Source organism: Mesorhizobium sp. B3-2-1 (assembly GCF_006439515.1).
GTDB lineage: Bacteria > Pseudomonadota > Alphaproteobacteria > Rhizobiales > Rhizobiaceae > Mesorhizobium.
Genome location: NZ_VFTI01000004.1, coordinates 110739 through 127756 on the forward strand (window position 1 = coordinate 110739; position 17018 = coordinate 127756).

The window sequence follows — 17018 nt, forward strand, 5'->3', positions numbered from 1 at the left end:
CGAATGGTTGCATGCCGATCTTTATCGACCGCCGCCTGAATCCGAAGGACAAAAGCCTTGGCAACCGCCAGCGCTTCCTCAGGCGTGCCCGCGAGGAACTCAAGCGCAGCATTCGCGACCAGATCCGCAGTGGACGGATCGCCGACGTGGACGCGGAGCATGCCGTGCCGATGCCCGAGAGAGGCACCGGCGAGCCGACTTTCAACGACGCGAGGGACACCGGCCGGCGCCGGCACATCCTGCCGGGCAACCGGCAATTCGCCCAGGGTGATCTGATCCCCAAACCCGGCCAGGGCGGAGGCATGGGCGGTTCGTCACCGGGAAACACCGCATCCGAGGACGACTTTCGTTTCGTCCTGTCGCGCGAGGAGGTGCTCGATCTTTTCTTCGAGGATCTCGAACTGCCCGACATGGTGAAGCTCAATCTCAAGGAGATCCTTGCTTTCAAGCCGCGCCGGGCGGGTTTCGCCGCCACTGGTTCGCCGACCAACATCAATGTCGGCCGCACGATGCGCAACAGCCACGGCCGCCGCATTGCGCTCAGGCGCCCCAAGCAAGCGGCGGTCGACGCGATCATGCAGGACCTCGCCTCGCTGGAGGCCGCACGGCCCGATGCTCAGACGCGCGAGCGCGTCGCGGCCCTCAAAGAGGAGATCGAGCGGCTGGAGCGCCGGCGCCGGCGGATTGCCTTCGTCGACCCGGTCGACATCCGGTTCAACCGCTTCGACCCGACCCCGGTGCCGAACGCGAAAGCGGTCATGTTCTGCTTGATGGATGTGTCGGGCTCGATGGGGGAGCGGGAGAAGGACCTGGCCAAGCGCTTCTTCGTGCTACTGCACCTGTTCCTGAAGCGACGTTATGAGCGCACCGAAATCGTCTTCATCCGCCATACGCACGAAGCGCAGGAGGTGGATGAGGAAACCTTCTTCTACTGCACGCAAAGCGGCGGCACCGTCGTTTCTACCGCACTCGAGGAAATGCATCGCGTGATCAAGCAGCGTTATCCCGCTAGCGAGTGGAACATCTACGCCGCGCAGGCTTCGGACGGCGACAATTTCGCCACCGATTCCGAGCGCTGCATCGCCCTGCTGAACGGCAAGCTCATGCGCCTGTGCCAGTATTTCGCCTATGTCGAGATCATCGACGAACGCGAGAGCCACATCTTCGGCGCGACCGAAAACGGGACATCGCTCTGGCGGGCCTACAGCGCCATCGAATCGAACTGGCCGAACTTCCAGATGAGCCGCATAGCCACGGCCGCCGATATCTATCCCGTCTTTCGTCGGCTCTTCGCCAAACAGCCCGCGCTCCGCAAGAGCGCCTGAGGGGAAACCATGGCCAGGACAGCCAGCAAACCGGGTTTGCTCTTTTCCGGATCCGACTGGGATTTCCAGAAATTGTCGCAGGCTTATGAGGCGATCGCGGCAATCGCCGTCGAGGAGCTCAAGCTGGACACCTATCCGGTGCAGATGGAGATCATATCTTCGCAGCAGATGCTCGACGCTTACTCATCGGTCGGCATGCCGCTGATGTATCGTCACTGGTCGTTCGGCAAGCATTTCCTGTATCAGGACTTTCTCTACCGCAAGGGCGGACGGGGGTTGGCCTATGAACTGGTCATCAATTCCAATCCCTGCATCGTCTACCTGATGGAGGAAAACACCATGGCCTTGCAGGCCCTGGTGACGGCACATGCAGCGCTCGGACACAATCATTTCTTCAAGAACAATCATCTTTTCCAGCAGTGGACCGACGCCGGGGGGATTCTAAGCTACCTGGAGTTCGCCAAGGGCTACATTGCCCGATGCGAGGAGCGGCACGGATTGTCAGCCGTTGAAAGCATTCTCGACAGCGCTCACGCGCTGATGGAGCAAGGCGTGTTCCGATATCACAGGCCGCCAAAGCTGTCGTCCGAGCGGCAGCGTGAAGGGTTGCGCGAGCGCCTGGAATATGAAGAGCGCTCCTACAACGACTTGTGGCGCACGCTGCCTCCTTCACAGGACACCAGCAAGACCGAGAAGAAGGATGAAGGCCTGGCGGAGCGGAAGAAATCGCTCAACTTGCCCGAGGAAAACCTGCTCTATTTCCTCGAGAAGAACAGCCTTGTCCTGGAGCCCTGGCAGCGCGAGATCATCCGCATCGTGCGTGTCGTTGCACAGTATTTCTATCCGCAGCGGCAAACGCAGGTGATGAATGAAGGCTGCGCCACCTTCGTGCACTACACTCTCATGAACGCATTGTTCGACCGCGGCCAGATCAGCGAGGGCGCCATGCTCGAGGTCCTGCGCAACCATTCCAATGTGATCTTCCAGCCGGCCTTCGACGACCCCCGGTTCTCCGGTATCAATCCGTACGCGCTCGGCCTCGACATGATGCAGGACATCCAGCGCATTTCGACCGAGCCGACGGCGGAGGACCGCGACTGGTTTCCCGACATTGCGGGTCGCGGTGACTGGCGCGACGTGCTCCTGGACGCATGGGCCAATCACCGCGACGAATCCTTCGTCCGCCAGCACCTCAGCCCGGCCCTGATACGGAAGTGGCGGATGTTTGTCCTGGCCGACCAGGCCGACGACGCGCATTACGAGGTCGCCTCGATCCACAATGAGCGCGGCTACCAAAAAATACGTGCCGCGCTGGCCCACAGCTACGACGTCGGGGCGAGCCGGCCGGATATCCAGGTTGTGGATGTCGACCTGCTCGGTGACCGGCATTTGCGGCTGCAGCACAAGGTGAAGGAGGGCGTACTGCTCGACGGTGGCAGCCGCGACGCGACCCTGCGCCATATCCGAAGCCTCTGGGGTTATGAGGTCAGCCTGGCCGCGGTCGACGCCGAAACCGGTGCGACGCTCAACGAACGCTCCAGCAGTGACTGATGAGTTTCGGCCTTGGCTTTCATCGGACGCTGTCGGGCGGAACGAGTAGAACACGCTCCGCGGACGCGCCGGTGCGCTCAGCCGACCGTCGATTTCAGGAACGCCAGCGCCGCAATGGTCAGCGCGTCGCCATCCTCACCGAAATCGCGGTTGATCGACATGTGCGTATAAGCACTGCCGTCGAACAGCGTCACCTCAGTGCCGCTGGCGCGCAGGAGCTCGGCGAAGGCCGTGGACTGCTCGCCGCGACCCTCGGCGCGAGAATAGGCAATGAAGGTTGGCGGATGCTTGCGGCCGTCCACATAGCTCGCCGGCGAAAGTGCCGCCCATTGCGAAGGATCGGAAAAGGCCCGCGCATAGGCCCGAACCATGCCCCCATTCCTGGAAAGTGCGGCGAGATCATAGGCCCGGGTATCATCGAGAAGCAGGCCGGCGACGCCGGGCAGTCCGCCGCGCATGCCGGTCAGGGCAATCAGGTGGCAGCCGGCCGAATGGCCCATGCCGACGATACGGCTGGGATCGCCGCCATGTTGGGCGATATTGGCCCTGATATAGGCATAGGCCTTCTCGACATCGCCCGCCTGGGTGGCGACATCAGCCTGTGGCAGCATGCGGTAGTCGATGGAGACGAAGCAGAAGCCGTTGGCAAGCAGGAAGGCCGGTTTGGCGTTGACCTGGCTGCGTCTGCCGAACCGCCACGCGCCGCCATGGACGAAGAAGACAACCGGCAGGTTTCTCGCGCCACCGGGCGCATAGATGTCGAGCTTGGCCGGTCCATAGTCGAAGGTTTCGGGCGATGGCTTGTCTCGCGCCGCCAATGCCCCAGCAGGCAACAAGGTGGACATCGAAGCCAGGAGCAAGGTTCGCCGATCGATAATCATCATCGGCAAAGAATGCATCCCGGCGGGCGGGAATTCCAGTGAAGGATCGGCAAGGCGGCGGCTCTAGTCTAACTGTCGCCGGCTGGCCTGATCCTGACCCTGGCAATCCGGTTCTTGTCGCGTTTCATGACGACGAAGCGCTTGCCGTGGAACGTAAAGGCCTGCTTCTCCTCGGGGATCGATTGCGCCTCGTGGATGACGAGGCCGGCGATGGTGGTCGCCTCCTCGTCCGGCAGGTTCCAGTCGAGCGCCCGGTTGAGGTCGCGGATCGGCACCGTGCCTTCGACGACGACGGAACCGTCCGCCTCCTGCTTGACGCCCTGGATGTCGACATCATGCTCGTCGGCGATCTCGCCGACGATCTCCTCGATGATGTCCTCCAGCGTCACCAGCCCCTCGACCTCGCCATATTCGTCGACGACGACGGCGAAATGAGCCTTGCGGCGCAGGAACGCGTTGAGCTGTTCCTGCAAGGTCGTGGTGTCGGGCACGAACCAGGGTTTTGACGCGATCTTCATCACGTCGATTTGCGAAAAATCGTTGCCGACCTCGTTCAGTGCACGCAGCAGATCCTTGGCGTGCAGCACGCCGACGATATTGTCGAGCGAGCCTTTCCAGAGCGGCATGCGGGTGTGCGGGCTCTGCAGGATCTCGCGCACCACCGCCTCGGGCGCATTGTCGGCATTGACCGAGCGCATGTTGGTGCGGTGGACCATGACGTCGGACACTTCGAGCTCTTCGAGGTCGAACAGTCCGCCGATACGGTCGCGATCCTCGCGCACAACCTGTCCGTCGCGGCGAAAATCGTCGACCGCGCCGCGCAATTCGTCCTGGCTCGAGCGCTGCGGCTCGATGCGCGACAGCTCATAGCCGAACATGGCAAGCAGGCGTGTGCGCACGGCAACGACCAGCAGGACGAGGATGGCAAGGACGGCGACGACGATCCAGCCATTGTCCATCTCAGCCGGCTTTCCGGCTGGCTGGATGGTTTTCCCCGAGGAACGACAGCACTTCCGAGGCCGGTACGTCCTTGGCGATGAAGGCTTGGCCGATGCCGCGTGTCAGAATGAAGGTCAGCGCGCCGCGCGACACCTTCTTGTCCTGCGTGATGAATGAAAGCAGGGCCTCGGCATCGGGCAAGTCACCCGGGATATCGGCCATCCGCCACGGCAGGCCGACGGCACGCAGATGTGCCTCGACGCGGGCCGCGTCGTCGGGGCTGGCGAGATTGAGCCGCGACGAGAACCGGTGCGCCAGCGCCATACCGATGGCGACCCCCTCGCCATGGACGAGGCGAGCGCCGTCATACTGCGTGGCGGCTTCCAGCGCATGGCCGAATGTGTGCCCGAGATTGAGCAAGGCGCGGTCACCGGTCTCGAACTCGTCGCGGGCAACCACATCGGCCTTGGCGCGGCAGGCCTCGGCAATGGCCTCGACCCGCTCCGGTCCGCCGGCGAACACCTTTTCCCAGTTCGCTTCCAGCCAGGCGAAGAATTGCGGCCGGTCGATCAGCCCGTATTTGGCAAGCTCGGCATAGCCGGCGCGGAATTCGCGGATCGGCAGCGTGTCGAGCACTTCGGTATCGGCCAGCACCAGCCTGGGCTGGAGGAAGACGCCGACGAGGTTCTTGCCGCGCGGGCTGTTGATGCCGGTCTTACCGCCGACCGAGGAATCGACCTGCGCCAGCAGCGAGGTCGGAACCTGCACGAAATTCATGCCCCGCCGCACGATGCCGGCGGCAAAGCCGGTGAGATCGCCGATGACGCCACCGCCAAGCGCGATGACGACGTCGCCGCGCTCCAGCCTTGCCGCCAGGACACCATCGACCACCGCCTCCAGATGGGCAAAGCTTTTGGTCTTCTCGCCAGGCGGCATCGTGATGACGGCCGGCTGGATGCCACCCTTCTCAAGCCCGGCCTTCAGCGCATCGAGATGCGCGGCGGCGACGTTCTCGTCGGTCACGACGGCGGCGCGTATGCCCGGCAGTCGGCGCGAAATCTCGGCGCCGGCGCGCGACAGCAGGCCGGCGCCGATCAATATGTCGTAGGCCCTGTCGCCGAGACCGACTTCGACGGTGACTGGCTGATCCGTGCTCATGAATCGACCTCGCCGGTCGCGGCTATCGCATCGATGCCGAAATGCCGGCACAGCGCCTCGACCACCTCGGCAGCGATGACCTCCTTGCGATCGTCGCGGGTCGGCACGGTGATGTCAGCGGTGGCATAGACCGGATAGCGTTCCCCCATCAGCCGCTCAAGTACCGCGCGGGGATCGGCGCTTTTCAAAAGCGGCCGGTTCTGCTTCTTGGAAACGCGGTCCATCAGAAGGTCGAGCTCGGCCTTCAGCCACACCGACACGCCGTGCGCGGCGATGGCCTCGCGCGTCTGCGCGTTCATGAAGGCACCGCCTCCGGTCGACAGAACCTGCGGGCCGTTTTCAAGCACGCGCAGGATGACTCGCTGTTCCAGCGCCCGGAACTCGGTCTCGCCATAGCGCTCGAACAGCTCCGGAACGGTCATCCGCGACACGCTCTCGATCTCCTGGTCGCTGTCGATGAAGGGCAGCGAAAGCATCGTCGACACCTTGCGGCCGATCGCGGTCTTGCCGGCGCCCATCAGCCCGACAAAGACAATGGACCGACCGCCCAGCCGGCCAAGCAGCGCGGCATGGGTCTCGCCTGGAGGATTTGCCTGTAGCGCGTTCATCAGCTGTTTCTTGGGCCCTCTTTGCCGGCGTATCGACATGAAAAGCCGGTTTGCGTCAAGCGTGCCGAGTGCCTTGGGCCGATATGGACAGAGGGACGCTCGCATAAGAAGTTGCTAACAGGGGCCTGCTTCTTCCTTGAATTGGCAGGATTGGCGTCCCATAAGGGCACAGGGTTTGGAAACGCAGAACAAAAAGACGGGCGAGAATTAATGCCGACACTGTTTCGCTTTGTCGTGATAGCAGCGATTCTGGCCGGCATTGCCTATGGTACGATGTTTGCTCTGGTGATGTTCGTCGAGCCGAAAAGAGCGGAAATGAGCGTGCGTATTCCGCCGGAAAAGCTCAATCCCAAGAAAAACTGAACCCCAAAAAACTGACTCGGACCGCCTCAAGGACATGAACAGCGCCGCCCGTATCGAGGCCTTCCTGGAAATGATGAGCGCCGAGCGGGGAGCGGCCGAGAACACGCTTTCCTCCTATCGCCGCGATCTGGAGGATGCTTCCGACGGGATCGATGGCGGACTTGCCCGCGCAGGTGCCGCCAATATCAGGGCCTATCTCGACGACATCGCCGCGCGCGGCTTCGCGCCGGCGTCACAAGCGCGCAAACTGTCGGCGATCCGCCAATTCTTCAAGTTCCTCTATGCCGAAGGCCTGCGCGGCGACGACCCCACCGGCACGCTAGACAGCCCGAAAAAGGGCCGCCCTCTGCCCAAGACGATGAGCGAGGCCGAAACCGGCCGGCTGATCGACCGCGCCGCGCACGAAGCCGGCGATGCCGGGCTCGGCCACGCCGACAGGCTGGCGGCGTTGCGCCTGCATGCGCTGGTCGAAGTGCTCTACGCAACGGGTCTGCGCGTTTCCGAACTGGTCGGCCTGCCGGTGACGGTGGCGCAACGCGACGACCGTTTCTTCATGGTGCGCGGCAAGGGCGACAAGGAACGCATGGTGCCGCTGTCGGCCAAGGCGCGCGCGGCGATGCGGAGCTGGCTTGACGCTCGGGCCAAGCTACCTGCCTTCGCCGACAGCCCGTTCCTGTTCCCGGCGACATCCGACAGCGGCTATCTCTCGCGCCAGGTCTTTGCTCGCGATCTGAAAGGCCTGGCGGCGCGCGCCGGCATCGCCTCGGCCAAGATCTCGCCGCACGTGCTGCGCCATGCCTTCGCCAGCCATCTCCTGCAGAACGGCGCCGATCTCAGGGCCGTGCAGCAACTGCTCGGCCATGCCGACATATCGACGACGCAGATTTACACCCATGTGCTGGAGGAGCGGCTGGTGCGGCTGGTCAACGATCATCATCCGCTTGCCGACTAGGCCTCATATCGCTATGTGAGAACGACATTTCACCGCCCGGAGCCTTGGTTTCAACGGTTCCGCAGTCATTGCCTTCCGACGCATCGGTCCGCCCAAGCATGTACAATTACCTCGATTTCGAAAAGCCGGTGCAGGATCTTGAGCTCAAGATCCTCGAGCTCAAGAAGCTTGCCGAGAACGGCGAGGCGGTCGATGTCGCCGATGAGATCACTAGGCTCGAGAAGCGCTCGCGCGATGCGCTGCGCGAACTCTACAAGGCGCTGACGCCGTGGCAGAAGGTGCAGGTGGCACGCCACTCCGACCGGCCGCACTGCGTCGACTACATCAAAGGCCTGTTCAGCGACTTCACGCCGCTCGCCGGCGACCGCAACTTCGGCGAGGACCAGGCGATCGTCGGCGGTTTTGCCCGTTTCCGCGGCGAACCCATCGCGATCCTCGGCCAGGAAAAGGGCTCTGACACGGCGAGCCGCCTCAAGCACAATTTCGGCTCCGTGCGCCCCGAAGGCTATCGCAAGGCGGTGCGGCTGATGGAGCTTGCCGATCGTTTCAAGATCCCGCTGCTGACGCTGGTCGACACGGCCGGCGCCTATCCCGGCGTCGGCGCCGAGGAGCGCGGCCAAGCCGAAGCCATCGCCCGCTCGACCTCGGCCTGCCTTGGGCTGAAAGTGCCGTCGATCTCGGTGGTCATCGGCGAAGGCGGTTCGGGCGGCGCCATCGCGATCGCCACCGCCAACCGCGTCTACATGCTCGAACACGCTATCTATTCGGTGATTTCGCCTGAAGGCGCCGCCTCCATCCTGTGGCGCGACACGACGCGCTCCAAGGACGCCGCGACCAACATGAAGATCACCGCCCAGGATCTGCTGGAACTGAAGATCATCGACGCCATCATCCCCGAGCCGATGGGCGGTGCCCAGCGCGCGCCCGAAACGGTGATTACCGCGACCGGCGACCTCATCGCCAAGACGATGAGGGAGTTTGCCGGCGCCAACACCGATTTCCGTGAACAGCGCCGCGAGAAATATCTGGCGATGGGCCGCAGCCTCTGACGCCCCTTGGGCGGCGGAACAACGTTGCCGGGAGCGCTCTGCCCGCAGCAATGTGGCGGCGATGAGCAATTTCGCCACAAAAATGCCGCCCCATTCGGTTCAATGAAATCACCGTGATGGATCGGCCGCGCCTTGCGGTAAGGAATTTTCAAGGTTAACGGGCCTACGTTCCGTCGGTGTTCAGCATGCGGGTTTGGCCGTTTCGAAGCCATTGGCCCGGGAAAAGACATAGACTTATCCATGTTTGCCAAGCTTGCCCGTACTGGAGTCCTTGCCGCCTCGATAGCCGTCGCGGGCTGCAATGATTCGTCGATGAAGGACTTTGCCCCGGAAGCCAACAAGCCGCTGCCGGACAAGATCCTCGCCGACATGAGGGCCAAGGGCATGGTCCGCACCTCCTCGGTGATGGCGCGCATCTTCAAGGAAGAAGGCAAGCTCGAGATCTGGAAGGCCAAGACCAACGGCCGCTACGACATGGTGGCGAGCTATGACATCTGCAAATGGTCGGGCAAGCTCGGGCCGAAATACACCGAGGGCGACCGCCAGGCGCCGGAAGGTTTTTACACGGTGCGCCCGTCGCAGATGAATCCGCGCTCGAACTACCATTTGTCGTTCAACATCGGCTTTCCCAACGCCTATGATCGTGCCAACGGCCGCACCGGCCAGAATCTGATGGTCCATGGCGCCTGCTCGTCATCGGGCTGCTATTCGATGACCGACGCACAGATCGAGCAGATCTACGCCTTCGGCCGTGACGCCTTCCAGGGCGGCCAGACCGAGTTCCAGATCCAGGCTTTTCCGTTCCGCATGACCGCCGCCAATATGGCGCGCTACCGCAACGACCCGAATTACGAATTCTGGAAGATGCTCAAGGTCGGCTACGACAATTTCGAGGTCACCAAGGTGCCGCCGAAGGTCGATGTCTGCGAGAAGCGCTACGTCTTCAATCAGGTGGCCGCCGATGGGCAGACCTTCAATCCGACCGGCCCCTGCCCGGCGACCACCCAGCCGGATTCGCTGAAGAGCGCCTACAACGCCTATCAAAGCACCTATGACGCGGCCTTCAACAGTGCGCTCAAGGCCAGCGTGCCGCCACCCAAGCCGACGATTGCCGGCATCAAGGAAGCCAGCATCGTCTCCGACTGGTCCAAGCGCCGGGCTCGTGGCGAGCGCGTGCCGATCGATCCGCCGTCGCTCAACACCGACGGTTCGGTGACCGAGACGGCGCGCATGGGCCGCATCGATTCGCCAGCCGGCCGCAAGATGGCCGCGCTCGACGCCGAAAAGGCCGCCAAGCAGAAGGCCGAGGAGCAGAGGCTGGCGGCGATCGAGGCCGCCAAGCAGGCCAAGGCACAGGCACTGGCAGAAAAGCAAGCCGCCAAGGCCCAAGCGCTGGCCGAAAAGGAAGCGGCCAAGACCGCCAAGATTGCGGCCAAGGCCGCCAAGGAAGCTCCTGTCGCCACCGCGACCATCGCCGCCCCCGCCGAGGCGGCACCCGTGGCCGAGACACAGGCCGCGAGTGCCGACGAGAGCCGGGTGACGAAGCTGAAGAACAAGCTGCTCGGCATGTTCGGCGGCTGAGTTGGCCGCCGTCTATGACCTGAAAGGGCTGAACTGCCCCTTGCCCGTGCTGAAGGCGAAAAAGCGCCTAGCCGGGATGCAGCCCGGCAGCAGGCTCTGGCTGGAGACGACCGATCCGCTGGCCGTCATCGACATTCCGGCGTTCTGCGCCGACAGCGGTCACCAATTGATCGAGACGGCGGCGATGTCCGGTGGCCATCGCTTTCTGGTCGAACGCGGCGAACAGCAGTCGTAGAATTTAACGCCCAGCGATCGCCAGCGGATTGTTTTCCAGCGCCGCGCGGTCAGGCGTGTCGACCGACGGCCGGTTGGTGAAGGCGGCGAACAGCCGGCGTACATAGTCTTCCGGCATGTCGAGCGTAATCAGTACCAGACGCGTGCCGCGCTGGCTGTCCGGCCAGGATGGCAATCGCGCCGGCGGATGCAGGATCTTCTGCACGCCATGCACGACCAGCGGCCGCGACGGGTCCTCCTGTAGTTCGATGACGCCCTTCATCCGCAGCAGGTGCTCGCCATGGGTCGAGCGCAGGAGATCGAGGAACATCTCGATGGCTGAAAACGGCACCGGCCCGTCATGCACCAACGAATGGGTTTTTACGCGCTGATCGTGGCGATGGACATGGCCATGCTCGTGCCCCCCGTGGTCATGCCCGTGCCCCTCATGGTCATGATGGTCGTGGTCATTCGCCGCCTCTTCGCCGAGCCAACGCCGCACGTCGGCGGACTTGGTCGCCGGATTGTAGAGGCCGCAGTCGAACAGTGCCGCCACCCCGGTTTTCGTCTCCACGACATCGAGCAGCTGAGCCCCGGGATTGATCTGCCGCAAGCGCGCCCGCAGCGTTTCGAGGTTGCCGCGATCGGTGACCAGGTCGGCCTTGGAGAGCACGATGCGGTCGGCCACCGCGACCTGCTTGACCGCCTCGACATGCGCATCGAGCGTCGCACCACCGTTGACAGCATCGACCAGGGTGATGACGCCGTCGAGCCGAAATGCCTGGACCAGCGCCGGATGGGCCATGATCGACTGCAGCACCGGCGCCGGGTCGGCCAGTCCCGTGGTCTCGACGATGACGCGGGCAAGCCGGGCGATGCGGCCGGTCTGCAGCCGGTCGACAAGGCCGGCCAGCGTGTCGACCAGTTCGCCGCGCACCGTGCAACACAGGCAGCCGTCGGAAAGCTGGATGATGCCGTCGGAAGCCTGCTCGACCAACAGATGGTCGATCGCCACCTCGCCATACTCGTTGATGATGACCGCAGTGTCGGCCAGCGCCGGATCCTTCAGGAGCCGGTTGAGCAATGTCGTCTTGCCGGCCCCGAGGAAGCCGGTCAGCACCGAGACGGGAATCGGGAAACCACCCATCGGGTTAATTCGCAACCTTGGCCGGCTGGTCGCCTTGCGCGGCGGCACCCGCGACTTTCGGGCCGGTGCCGGCCGGTACAGGCTTGTCGGGCCGCCAGGTCGGGATCGGCACGTCGGCGTATTCCTGCGCGCCCTCCTCGAGGATCGCTTTCGGCGCCGGACCGGTGGCCCCGCCGAGGCCGACGGCAACCAGCGTCGGCACATGGTCAAGCTTCTCCCGATAAGGGGATTTCGGCGCGTCCTTGGCGGCGGCGGCCGGCGCCTCGGACTGCTCCGCCTTCGTCTTCTTCTTGCAAACCTCGTCATGCATGTCGTTGGGCGAGACAAGATCGCCGTAGGGGGCGAGCGTGGTGACGGTGGCCGACCCGGAGGCAGGCGCGCCAAAGCCCTCATCGAGCAGTTTCGCCGCGGCTTCGGCACGGCTGACCGCCGACTTCTCGCCGAGCACGACCGCCACCAGCGTGCGCCCGTTGCGTGTCGCCGAACCGATCATGTTGAAGCCGGACGGGCAGACAAAGCCGGTCTTCATGCCGTCGGCGCCGGGATAGCGGCCAATCAAGAGATTGTAGTTCGGAATGGCCTTCTTGCCGACCGCAAGCCCCTCGATCGAGAACCACGGCGCATATTGCGGGAATTCGCGACGGATCGCCATCACCAGGATCGAGAGGTCGCGCGCCGTCGTGTACTGGTCGGGCGAGTAAAGGCCGTTCGGGTTGACGAAATGGGTGCCGTTCATGCCGAGCCGGGCCGCCTCGGCATTCATCCTTTCGGCGAAGGCTGCCTGCGAACCGCCGACATTCTCGCCGACCGCCATGGCGATGTCGTTGGCCGATTTGACCAGCATCATCTTCAGCGCATTGTCGAGCCGCATCACCGAGCCCGGCTTGAAGCCCATCTTGCTCGGCGGTTCGCCGGCGGAGTGTTTGGTCACCTTGATCGGCGAATCGAGCTGGACTTCCCCGGCCGCGATCGCGCGGAAGGTCACATAGGCGGTCATCAGCTTGCTGAGCGAGGCCGGGTACCAGCGCTTGAACGCATCCTGATGCTGCAGGATCTGGCCGCTCTTGAGGTCGAAGACCACCACCGGATTCGCCAGCGCCGGCCCAGCCAGGGCCGACAGCATGATTGCGCCAGCCGGGAATAGTTTGAGGAAATGCCTGTGCCGCATGATCGAATCCGAAATCGCCCCTTGCCCTGATTGCCCCTGGCTCCGTAAGATTTCGTTACGTGACCGCCAGCATAAGGATCCGACCCTCAAAAACCGGACCGCATTGTTGCGGTGCTATTTACCCTATGTGACGCCAACATGGCAAAGCGCCTGACAATCACATTTGCAAGCACTGGGCACAATTGCAAAGCACCGGGCATAATTGCAAAACACCGGGCTGAAGCCGGCTGCACCAACAACGAAATGGAAACATCATGCCAATCCTGAACCGCGCCGCCGAAATGCAGGACGAAGTCGCCGGCTGGCGACAGCATCTGCACCAGACGCCAGAACTGAACTTCGATGTCTTCAAGACGGCGGCCTTCGTCACCGAAAAGCTGAAGGAGTTTGGCTGCGACGACGTGGTGACTGGCCTCGGCAAGACGGGCGTCGTCGGCATCATCCGCGGCCGTCAGGGAGAAGGCCCCACGATCGGGTTGCGCGCCGACATGGATGCACTGCCGCTCAAGGAGATCACGGGCAAGCCCTACGCGTCGACCGTTCCGGGCAAGATGCATGCCTGCGGCCATGATGGCCACACCGCGATGCTGCTCGGTGCGGCGAAATATCTCGCCGAGACGCGCAATTTCGCCGGCTCCGTGGCGGTGATCTTCCAGCCGGCGGAAGAAGGTGGCGGCGGCGGCAACGAGATGGTCAAGGACGGCATGATGGAGCGCTTCGATATCGCGAAAGTGTTCGGCATGCACAACATGCCGGGCCTGCCGGTCGGCCAGTTCGCCATCCGTCCGGGCCCGATCATGGCGGCGACGGCCGAATTCACCATCACCGTGAAAGGCAAGGGCGGCCATGCGGCGATGCCGCACGGCACGATCGACCCGATCGTCATCGCCAGCCAGTTGGTCGGCGCCTTGCAGACGATCGCCTCGCGCAGCACCGACCCGGTCGAGGCCGTGGTGGTGTCGGTGACCAAGTTCCACGCGGGCGACGCCTACAACATCATCCCTGAATCGGCCGAGATCGCCGGCACCGTGCGCACGCTGAAGAAGGAAGTGGCCAGGAAATCGGAAGAGCGGATCCGCGCGATCTGCGCGGGGCTGGCCACCGCCTATGGCGCGACGATCGAAGTCGATTACGACGCGAACTACCCGGTGACGTTCAACCATGCGGATGAAACGGTGTTCGCCAGCGATGTGGCCGCCGACGTGGCGGGCGATGCCCAGGTGCACCGCGCGATCCAGCCGGTGATGGGCGGCGAGGATTTCTCCTACATGCTGGAAGCCCGGCCCGGCGCCTTCATCTTCATCGGCAATGGCGAGACCGCCGGTCTCCACAACCCGGCCTATGACTTCAACGACGAAGCCATCCCGCATGGCATGAGCTATTGGGTGAAACTGGCGGAGATGGCGCTGGCCGCCTGATGCCGGTCATGTAAAGGCCGGGACGAATTGCGTTCGGCCGGCCTCTTGGCGAAACGGTCCGAAGCGGCTATGTGTCGGGCCGCGTGGTCCCGTAGCTCAGTAGGATAGAGCGGCAGATTCCTAATCTGTAGGTCACAGGTTCGATTCCTGTCGGGATCACCAATTCTTTCAATGAGTTAGTGATTTTGCCGTCGTACTATTTTCTGAAGATTAGTACGGCAAATTTCGCAGACCTACAGACTTTCGGGCAGGCCTGCCGCAAGACGAAAAGACCCAAATCCCCGCGAGACAGAGGCGCTACGATGCCGTAGATGAGGCAGGCTACGGTGTTCCTAATCACCTTTGTCTGCTTTTGCTGAAAGCCTGTCCGGGCTTGACGGCGGGGCAAATCACAAGATTCAATTCACGATTTCATTGGGCTGAGCCACGGCCACCTGAACACAAGGAATAAAAATCATGCGCAAGATCATTCTCTCCGCCGCCTTTGCGGCTCTCTCCTCTGTCACGCTCTCAGCTGTCGCTTATGCGCACGCCCATCTCGAAGCTGCGCAACCCCCGGTCAACGGCACGGTCAAAGAGGCCCCCACCGAACTCGACCTCAAGTTCAGTGAGGAGCTCAATCTGAAGTTTACCGGCGTGAAGGTCACTGGGCCGGACAAGAAGGAGATCAAGACCGACGGCGACATGCTTATGGACGGCGAAAAGACGTTCATGGTCAATCTCCCCGCCGGACTCGGTGCGGGCGCCTACAAGGTCGAATGGCACGCGCTCTCGCAAGATGGCCATAAGACCCACGGCGACTACAAGTTCACCGTGAAGCCTTGAGCGCGAATGGCGGAGGTGCTTCGGCATCTCCGCCTGCGCTTTTTCCCATGATCTACGTTCCATCCCTGTGCCGCTGGCCTGACCCATGAGCCCGGAAGTGCTGCTTGCGGCATGCCGCTTCGTGCACGACAGCTCGCTGATGGCACTGTGGGGCGCCTTCGCCTATCTTGCGGTACTCGTGCCGCAATCCGTGGCGGAGCCGGTCGCGGGCAGGTTGATGATCTTTCGCCTTGCCGCGGCCAGCCTAACCCTGGTCACAACATGCCTCGCCCTGCCGTTGCAAGCCGCGATGATCGGCGACGGCTGGCCGGACGCCATCAACACCACGGTGCTGAGCGATATCCTTGCTTCGACTACTGTCGGCAAAGCATGGCTGGGGCAGTTGTTCGGCGCCAGCGTGCTGGCGATCGCGCAATGCGCTTCCCCTGGCCTCGCACCGAAGGTGACGGCCGCGACGTCAGGCCTGGCATTGGCCACGCTGGCGCTCGGTGGCCATGCCGTTATGCAGGATGGCTGGCAAGGCATCCTGCACCCACTTAACGATGTGCTGCACGTCCTCTCCGCAGGGGCGTGGTTTGGAGCGCTCCTGCCGCTGCTTCTCGTGCTTGCCAGATTCGGCCAGGCACCGTTTCAGAGGGATGCGACTGCGGCACTTCGCCGTTTTTCGACGGCCGGCCACTGGGCCGTCGCGCTGGCGATCCTCTCCGGCATGGGCAACAGGCTCTTCATCCTCGGCTGGCAGCCGCTCGGCTGGACTTCGACCTATCAGACACTGTTGACCGCAAAGATCGCTGTTGTGTTCGTCATGACGGCGTTGGCGATCCTCAACCGCTACTGGTTCGTGCCGCGCATCGGCCGCAACCGTACATCCGCCATCGCTGCAATCCGGACAGGCACGCTGATCGAAATCGGCCTCGGGCTCACCGCCATCCTCCTGGTCTCGATCTTTGGCATGCTCGATCCGAGCGGTTCGGACTGATCTGCCCGGGAACGAAGGCGGCTGGCCCGCGTCGCGCCAGCCGCCTTTTATTGCTAAGGGTCAGGCACCCGCCGGCTGTAGGCCTGCCTCCTTGAACCGCTTGGGCACCAAGAAGTTGATGACGGCGAAGGCCACGATTGCCAGCCCCGTCAGCGGGAAGATGATCGAGACTGCAAGCGCGATCACGGTGATCGCGACCGGCGCCCTGTAGTTCTTGGGATAGAGCGGTGCACGGAGCTGGCAATCCTGCGGGCAAAGTCGAGCGCAACTTTCTCGGAATGGCGCAAGCGCAGGCCAAGCGTCTCGAATCCGCGCAGCCACGCGTCACGCAGATTGCGGATTTGAACATCGCCCAAGACATGGTCAGCCCGGCAAGAGCTTCCGTCTCCGGCTATGCCGCAATGTACGCAAAGCTGGCCGTGCTCCCCACCATGGCGGGATTTTTCATGCTTCGAGTGCGACCAGGCCGGCTCAGCCGACCCGGACGACAAAATGCTTGGTCACCGGCTCGATGATCTTCCAGGTGCCCTTGAAATCGGCTTCCACCACGAAGGCGTCCCCGGGGCCGACTTCGACCGGCGTGCCGCCGTCGGGCGTGATGATGATGCGGCCGGCGATCATGTGCACGAACTCATAATCGGTGTAGGTCGCGTGATAGGTGCCGGGCGACGCCCGCCAGGTTCCCGACATCACCTTGCCGTCCGCGGTCGTGTGCTGGACGGCGGTCTGCATGGTCGGTTGGCCCTCGACCACGATCCAGCCGGGCAGATCGCCGGCTTCCGCGTGCTCGACCGCGCCGAATTTGAAGATGGTATTGTTCGTCATGCCGGGGCTCCGTTCGCTTGATATGTTCGAGGTCGG

At 63.2% G+C, this 17018-nt stretch carries 18 protein-coding genes and 1 tRNA gene; 11 read left to right on the top strand and 8 right to left on the bottom strand.

Annotation, left to right across the window (positions count from 1 at the left end; genetic code table 11):
* Positions 1-11: 11 nt before the first annotated feature.
* Positions 12-1325, top strand: a complete 1314-nt coding sequence (locus FJW08_RS05645; protein ID WP_140809513.1) for a YeaH/YhbH family protein — start codon at positions 12-14, stop codon at positions 1323-1325.
* 9 nt (positions 1326-1334) lie between these two features.
* Entirely contained in the window at positions 1335-2876 is a 1542-nt protein-coding gene (locus FJW08_RS05650; protein WP_140809515.1) for a SpoVR family protein, read from the top strand.
* Between the two features lie 77 nt (positions 2877-2953).
* Here the strand turns inward: FJW08_RS05650 and FJW08_RS05655 are convergent, their stop codons facing one another.
* From FJW08_RS05655 to FJW08_RS05670, 4 genes are all read right to left on the bottom strand, one after another.
* On the bottom strand, positions 2954-3754 hold the full coding sequence (locus tag FJW08_RS05655; RefSeq protein WP_140809743.1) for an alpha/beta hydrolase: 801 nt from the start codon (positions 3752-3754) through the stop codon (positions 2954-2956).
* Positions 3755-3825: 71 nt separating this feature from the next.
* Positions 3826-4716, bottom strand: a complete 891-nt coding sequence (locus tag FJW08_RS05660; protein ID WP_140754379.1) for an HlyC/CorC family transporter — start codon at positions 4714-4716, stop codon at positions 3826-3828.
* Position 4717: 1 nt separating this feature from the next.
* The gene (gene aroB, locus FJW08_RS05665) at positions 4718-5854 is read right to left on the bottom strand and encodes a 3-dehydroquinate synthase (protein ID WP_140809517.1); all 1137 of its coding nucleotides are present in this window, start codon (positions 5852-5854) and stop codon (positions 4718-4720) included.
* Positions 5851-6462, bottom strand: coding sequence for a shikimate kinase (locus tag FJW08_RS05670; protein WP_140754383.1), 612 nt, complete (start codon positions 6460-6462; stop codon positions 5851-5853). The genes aroB and FJW08_RS05670 overlap by 4 nt, the downstream gene beginning before the upstream one ends.
* Before the next feature lie 210 nt (positions 6463-6672).
* Here FJW08_RS05670 and FJW08_RS05675 point away from each other — a divergent pair, with 210 nt between their 5' ends.
* From FJW08_RS05675 to FJW08_RS05695, 5 genes are all read left to right on the top strand, one after another.
* Positions 6673-6825, top strand: a complete 153-nt coding sequence (locus tag FJW08_RS05675; RefSeq protein ID WP_140754385.1) for a histidine kinase — start codon at positions 6673-6675, stop codon at positions 6823-6825.
* A 34-nt stretch (positions 6826-6859) separates the two neighbouring features.
* Positions 6860-7777: a site-specific tyrosine recombinase XerD gene (locus tag FJW08_RS05680; protein WP_140754387.1), complete on the top strand. Its 918-nt coding sequence runs from the start codon at positions 6860-6862 to the stop codon at positions 7775-7777.
* A gap of 98 nt (positions 7778-7875) precedes the next feature.
* Complete coding sequence (locus FJW08_RS05685) at positions 7876-8826, top strand: acetyl-CoA carboxylase carboxyltransferase subunit alpha (protein WP_140809519.1); 951 nt, start codon at positions 7876-7878, stop codon at positions 8824-8826.
* 240 nt (positions 8827-9066) lie between these two features.
* The gene (locus tag FJW08_RS05690; RefSeq protein ID WP_140754391.1) at positions 9067-10407 is read left to right on the top strand and encodes a murein L,D-transpeptidase family protein; all 1341 of its coding nucleotides are present in this window, start codon (positions 9067-9069) and stop codon (positions 10405-10407) included.
* 1 nt (position 10408) lies between these two features.
* Complete coding sequence (locus tag FJW08_RS05695) at positions 10409-10642, top strand: sulfurtransferase TusA family protein (RefSeq protein ID WP_140754393.1); 234 nt, start codon at positions 10409-10411, stop codon at positions 10640-10642.
* A 3-nt stretch (positions 10643-10645) separates the two neighbouring features.
* Here the strand turns inward: FJW08_RS05695 and FJW08_RS05700 are convergent, their stop codons facing one another.
* Together FJW08_RS05700 and FJW08_RS05705 are read right to left on the bottom strand one after the other, a co-directional pair.
* On the bottom strand, positions 10646-11767 hold the full coding sequence (locus FJW08_RS05700) for a GTP-binding protein (RefSeq protein WP_140809522.1): 1122 nt from the start codon (positions 11765-11767) through the stop codon (positions 10646-10648).
* A 4-nt stretch (positions 11768-11771) separates the two neighbouring features.
* Positions 11772-12935 carry a D-alanyl-D-alanine carboxypeptidase family protein gene (locus tag FJW08_RS05705; RefSeq protein ID WP_140809524.1) on the bottom strand — a complete coding sequence of 388 codons (1164 nt, stop codon included), beginning with the start codon at positions 12933-12935 and terminating at the stop codon, positions 11772-11774.
* A gap of 254 nt (positions 12936-13189) precedes the next feature.
* Here FJW08_RS05705 and FJW08_RS05710 point away from each other — a divergent pair, with 254 nt between their 5' ends.
* The 4 genes from FJW08_RS05710 (at position 13190) to copD (ending at position 16157) form a co-directional block, all read left to right on the top strand.
* Complete coding sequence (locus FJW08_RS05710; protein ID WP_140809526.1) at positions 13190-14353, top strand: M20 aminoacylase family protein; 1164 nt, start codon at positions 13190-13192, stop codon at positions 14351-14353.
* A gap of 85 nt (positions 14354-14438) precedes the next feature.
* Positions 14439-14515: transfer RNA gene (locus tag FJW08_RS05715), tRNA-Arg, on the top strand.
* A gap of 294 nt (positions 14516-14809) precedes the next feature.
* Positions 14810-15178 (top strand): copper homeostasis periplasmic binding protein CopC, encoded by a 369-nt coding sequence (copC, locus tag FJW08_RS05720; protein WP_210241176.1) that lies wholly within the window; start codon positions 14810-14812, stop codon positions 15176-15178.
* Between the two features lie 85 nt (positions 15179-15263).
* The gene (gene copD, locus FJW08_RS05725; protein ID WP_140809530.1) at positions 15264-16157 is read left to right on the top strand and encodes a copper homeostasis membrane protein CopD; all 894 of its coding nucleotides are present in this window, start codon (positions 15264-15266) and stop codon (positions 16155-16157) included.
* 60 nt (positions 16158-16217) lie between these two features.
* On the opposite strand, the gene FJW08_RS33225 is transcribed toward copD, so the two are convergent.
* Positions 16218-16343, bottom strand: a complete 126-nt coding sequence (locus FJW08_RS33225; RefSeq protein ID WP_263489155.1) for a hypothetical protein — start codon at positions 16341-16343, stop codon at positions 16218-16220.
* A gap of 285 nt (positions 16344-16628) precedes the next feature.
* Positions 16629-16982 (bottom strand): cupin domain-containing protein, encoded by a 354-nt coding sequence (locus FJW08_RS05730; RefSeq protein WP_140809532.1) that lies wholly within the window; start codon positions 16980-16982, stop codon positions 16629-16631.
* Positions 16983-17018: the final 36 nt, after the last annotated feature.

Excerpts from the sequence above, each read along its gene's own strand:
- FJW08_RS05675 (WP_140754385.1), top strand. The coding sequence starts at position 6,673 with ATGCCGACACTGTTTCGCTTTGTCGTGATAGCAGCGATTCTGGCCGGC.
- FJW08_RS05650 (WP_140809515.1), top strand. The coding sequence starts at position 1,335 with ATGGCCAGGACAGCCAGCAAACCGGGTTTGCTCTTTTCCGGATCCGAC.
- FJW08_RS05700 (WP_140809522.1), bottom strand. The coding sequence starts at position 11,767 with ATGGGTGGTTTCCCGATTCCCGTCTCGGTGCTGACCGGCTTCCTCGGG.
- aroB (WP_140809517.1), bottom strand. The coding sequence starts at position 5,854 with ATGAGCACGGATCAGCCAGTCACCGTCGAAGTCGGTCTCGGCGACAGG.
- copD (WP_140809530.1), top strand. The coding sequence starts at position 15,264 with ATGAGCCCGGAAGTGCTGCTTGCGGCATGCCGCTTCGTGCACGACAGC.
- FJW08_RS05705 (WP_140809524.1), bottom strand. The coding sequence starts at position 12,935 with ATGCGGCACAGGCATTTCCTCAAACTATTCCCGGCTGGCGCAATCATG.
- FJW08_RS05670 (WP_140754383.1), bottom strand. The coding sequence starts at position 6,462 with ATGAACGCGCTACAGGCAAATCCTCCAGGCGAGACCCATGCCGCGCTG.
- FJW08_RS05730 (WP_140809532.1), bottom strand. The coding sequence starts at position 16,982 with ATGACGAACAATACCATCTTCAAATTCGGCGCGGTCGAGCACGCGGAA.
- copC (WP_210241176.1), top strand. The coding sequence starts at position 14,810 with ATGCGCAAGATCATTCTCTCCGCCGCCTTTGCGGCTCTCTCCTCTGTC.
- FJW08_RS05710 (WP_140809526.1), top strand. The coding sequence starts at position 13,190 with ATGCCAATCCTGAACCGCGCCGCCGAAATGCAGGACGAAGTCGCCGGC.
- FJW08_RS05690 (WP_140754391.1), top strand. The coding sequence starts at position 9,067 with ATGTTTGCCAAGCTTGCCCGTACTGGAGTCCTTGCCGCCTCGATAGCC.
- FJW08_RS05645 (WP_140809513.1), top strand. The coding sequence starts at position 12 with ATGCCGATCTTTATCGACCGCCGCCTGAATCCGAAGGACAAAAGCCTT.
- FJW08_RS05680 (WP_140754387.1), top strand. The coding sequence starts at position 6,860 with ATGAACAGCGCCGCCCGTATCGAGGCCTTCCTGGAAATGATGAGCGCC.
- FJW08_RS05685 (WP_140809519.1), top strand. The coding sequence starts at position 7,876 with ATGTACAATTACCTCGATTTCGAAAAGCCGGTGCAGGATCTTGAGCTC.
- FJW08_RS05660 (WP_140754379.1), bottom strand. The coding sequence starts at position 4,716 with ATGGACAATGGCTGGATCGTCGTCGCCGTCCTTGCCATCCTCGTCCTG.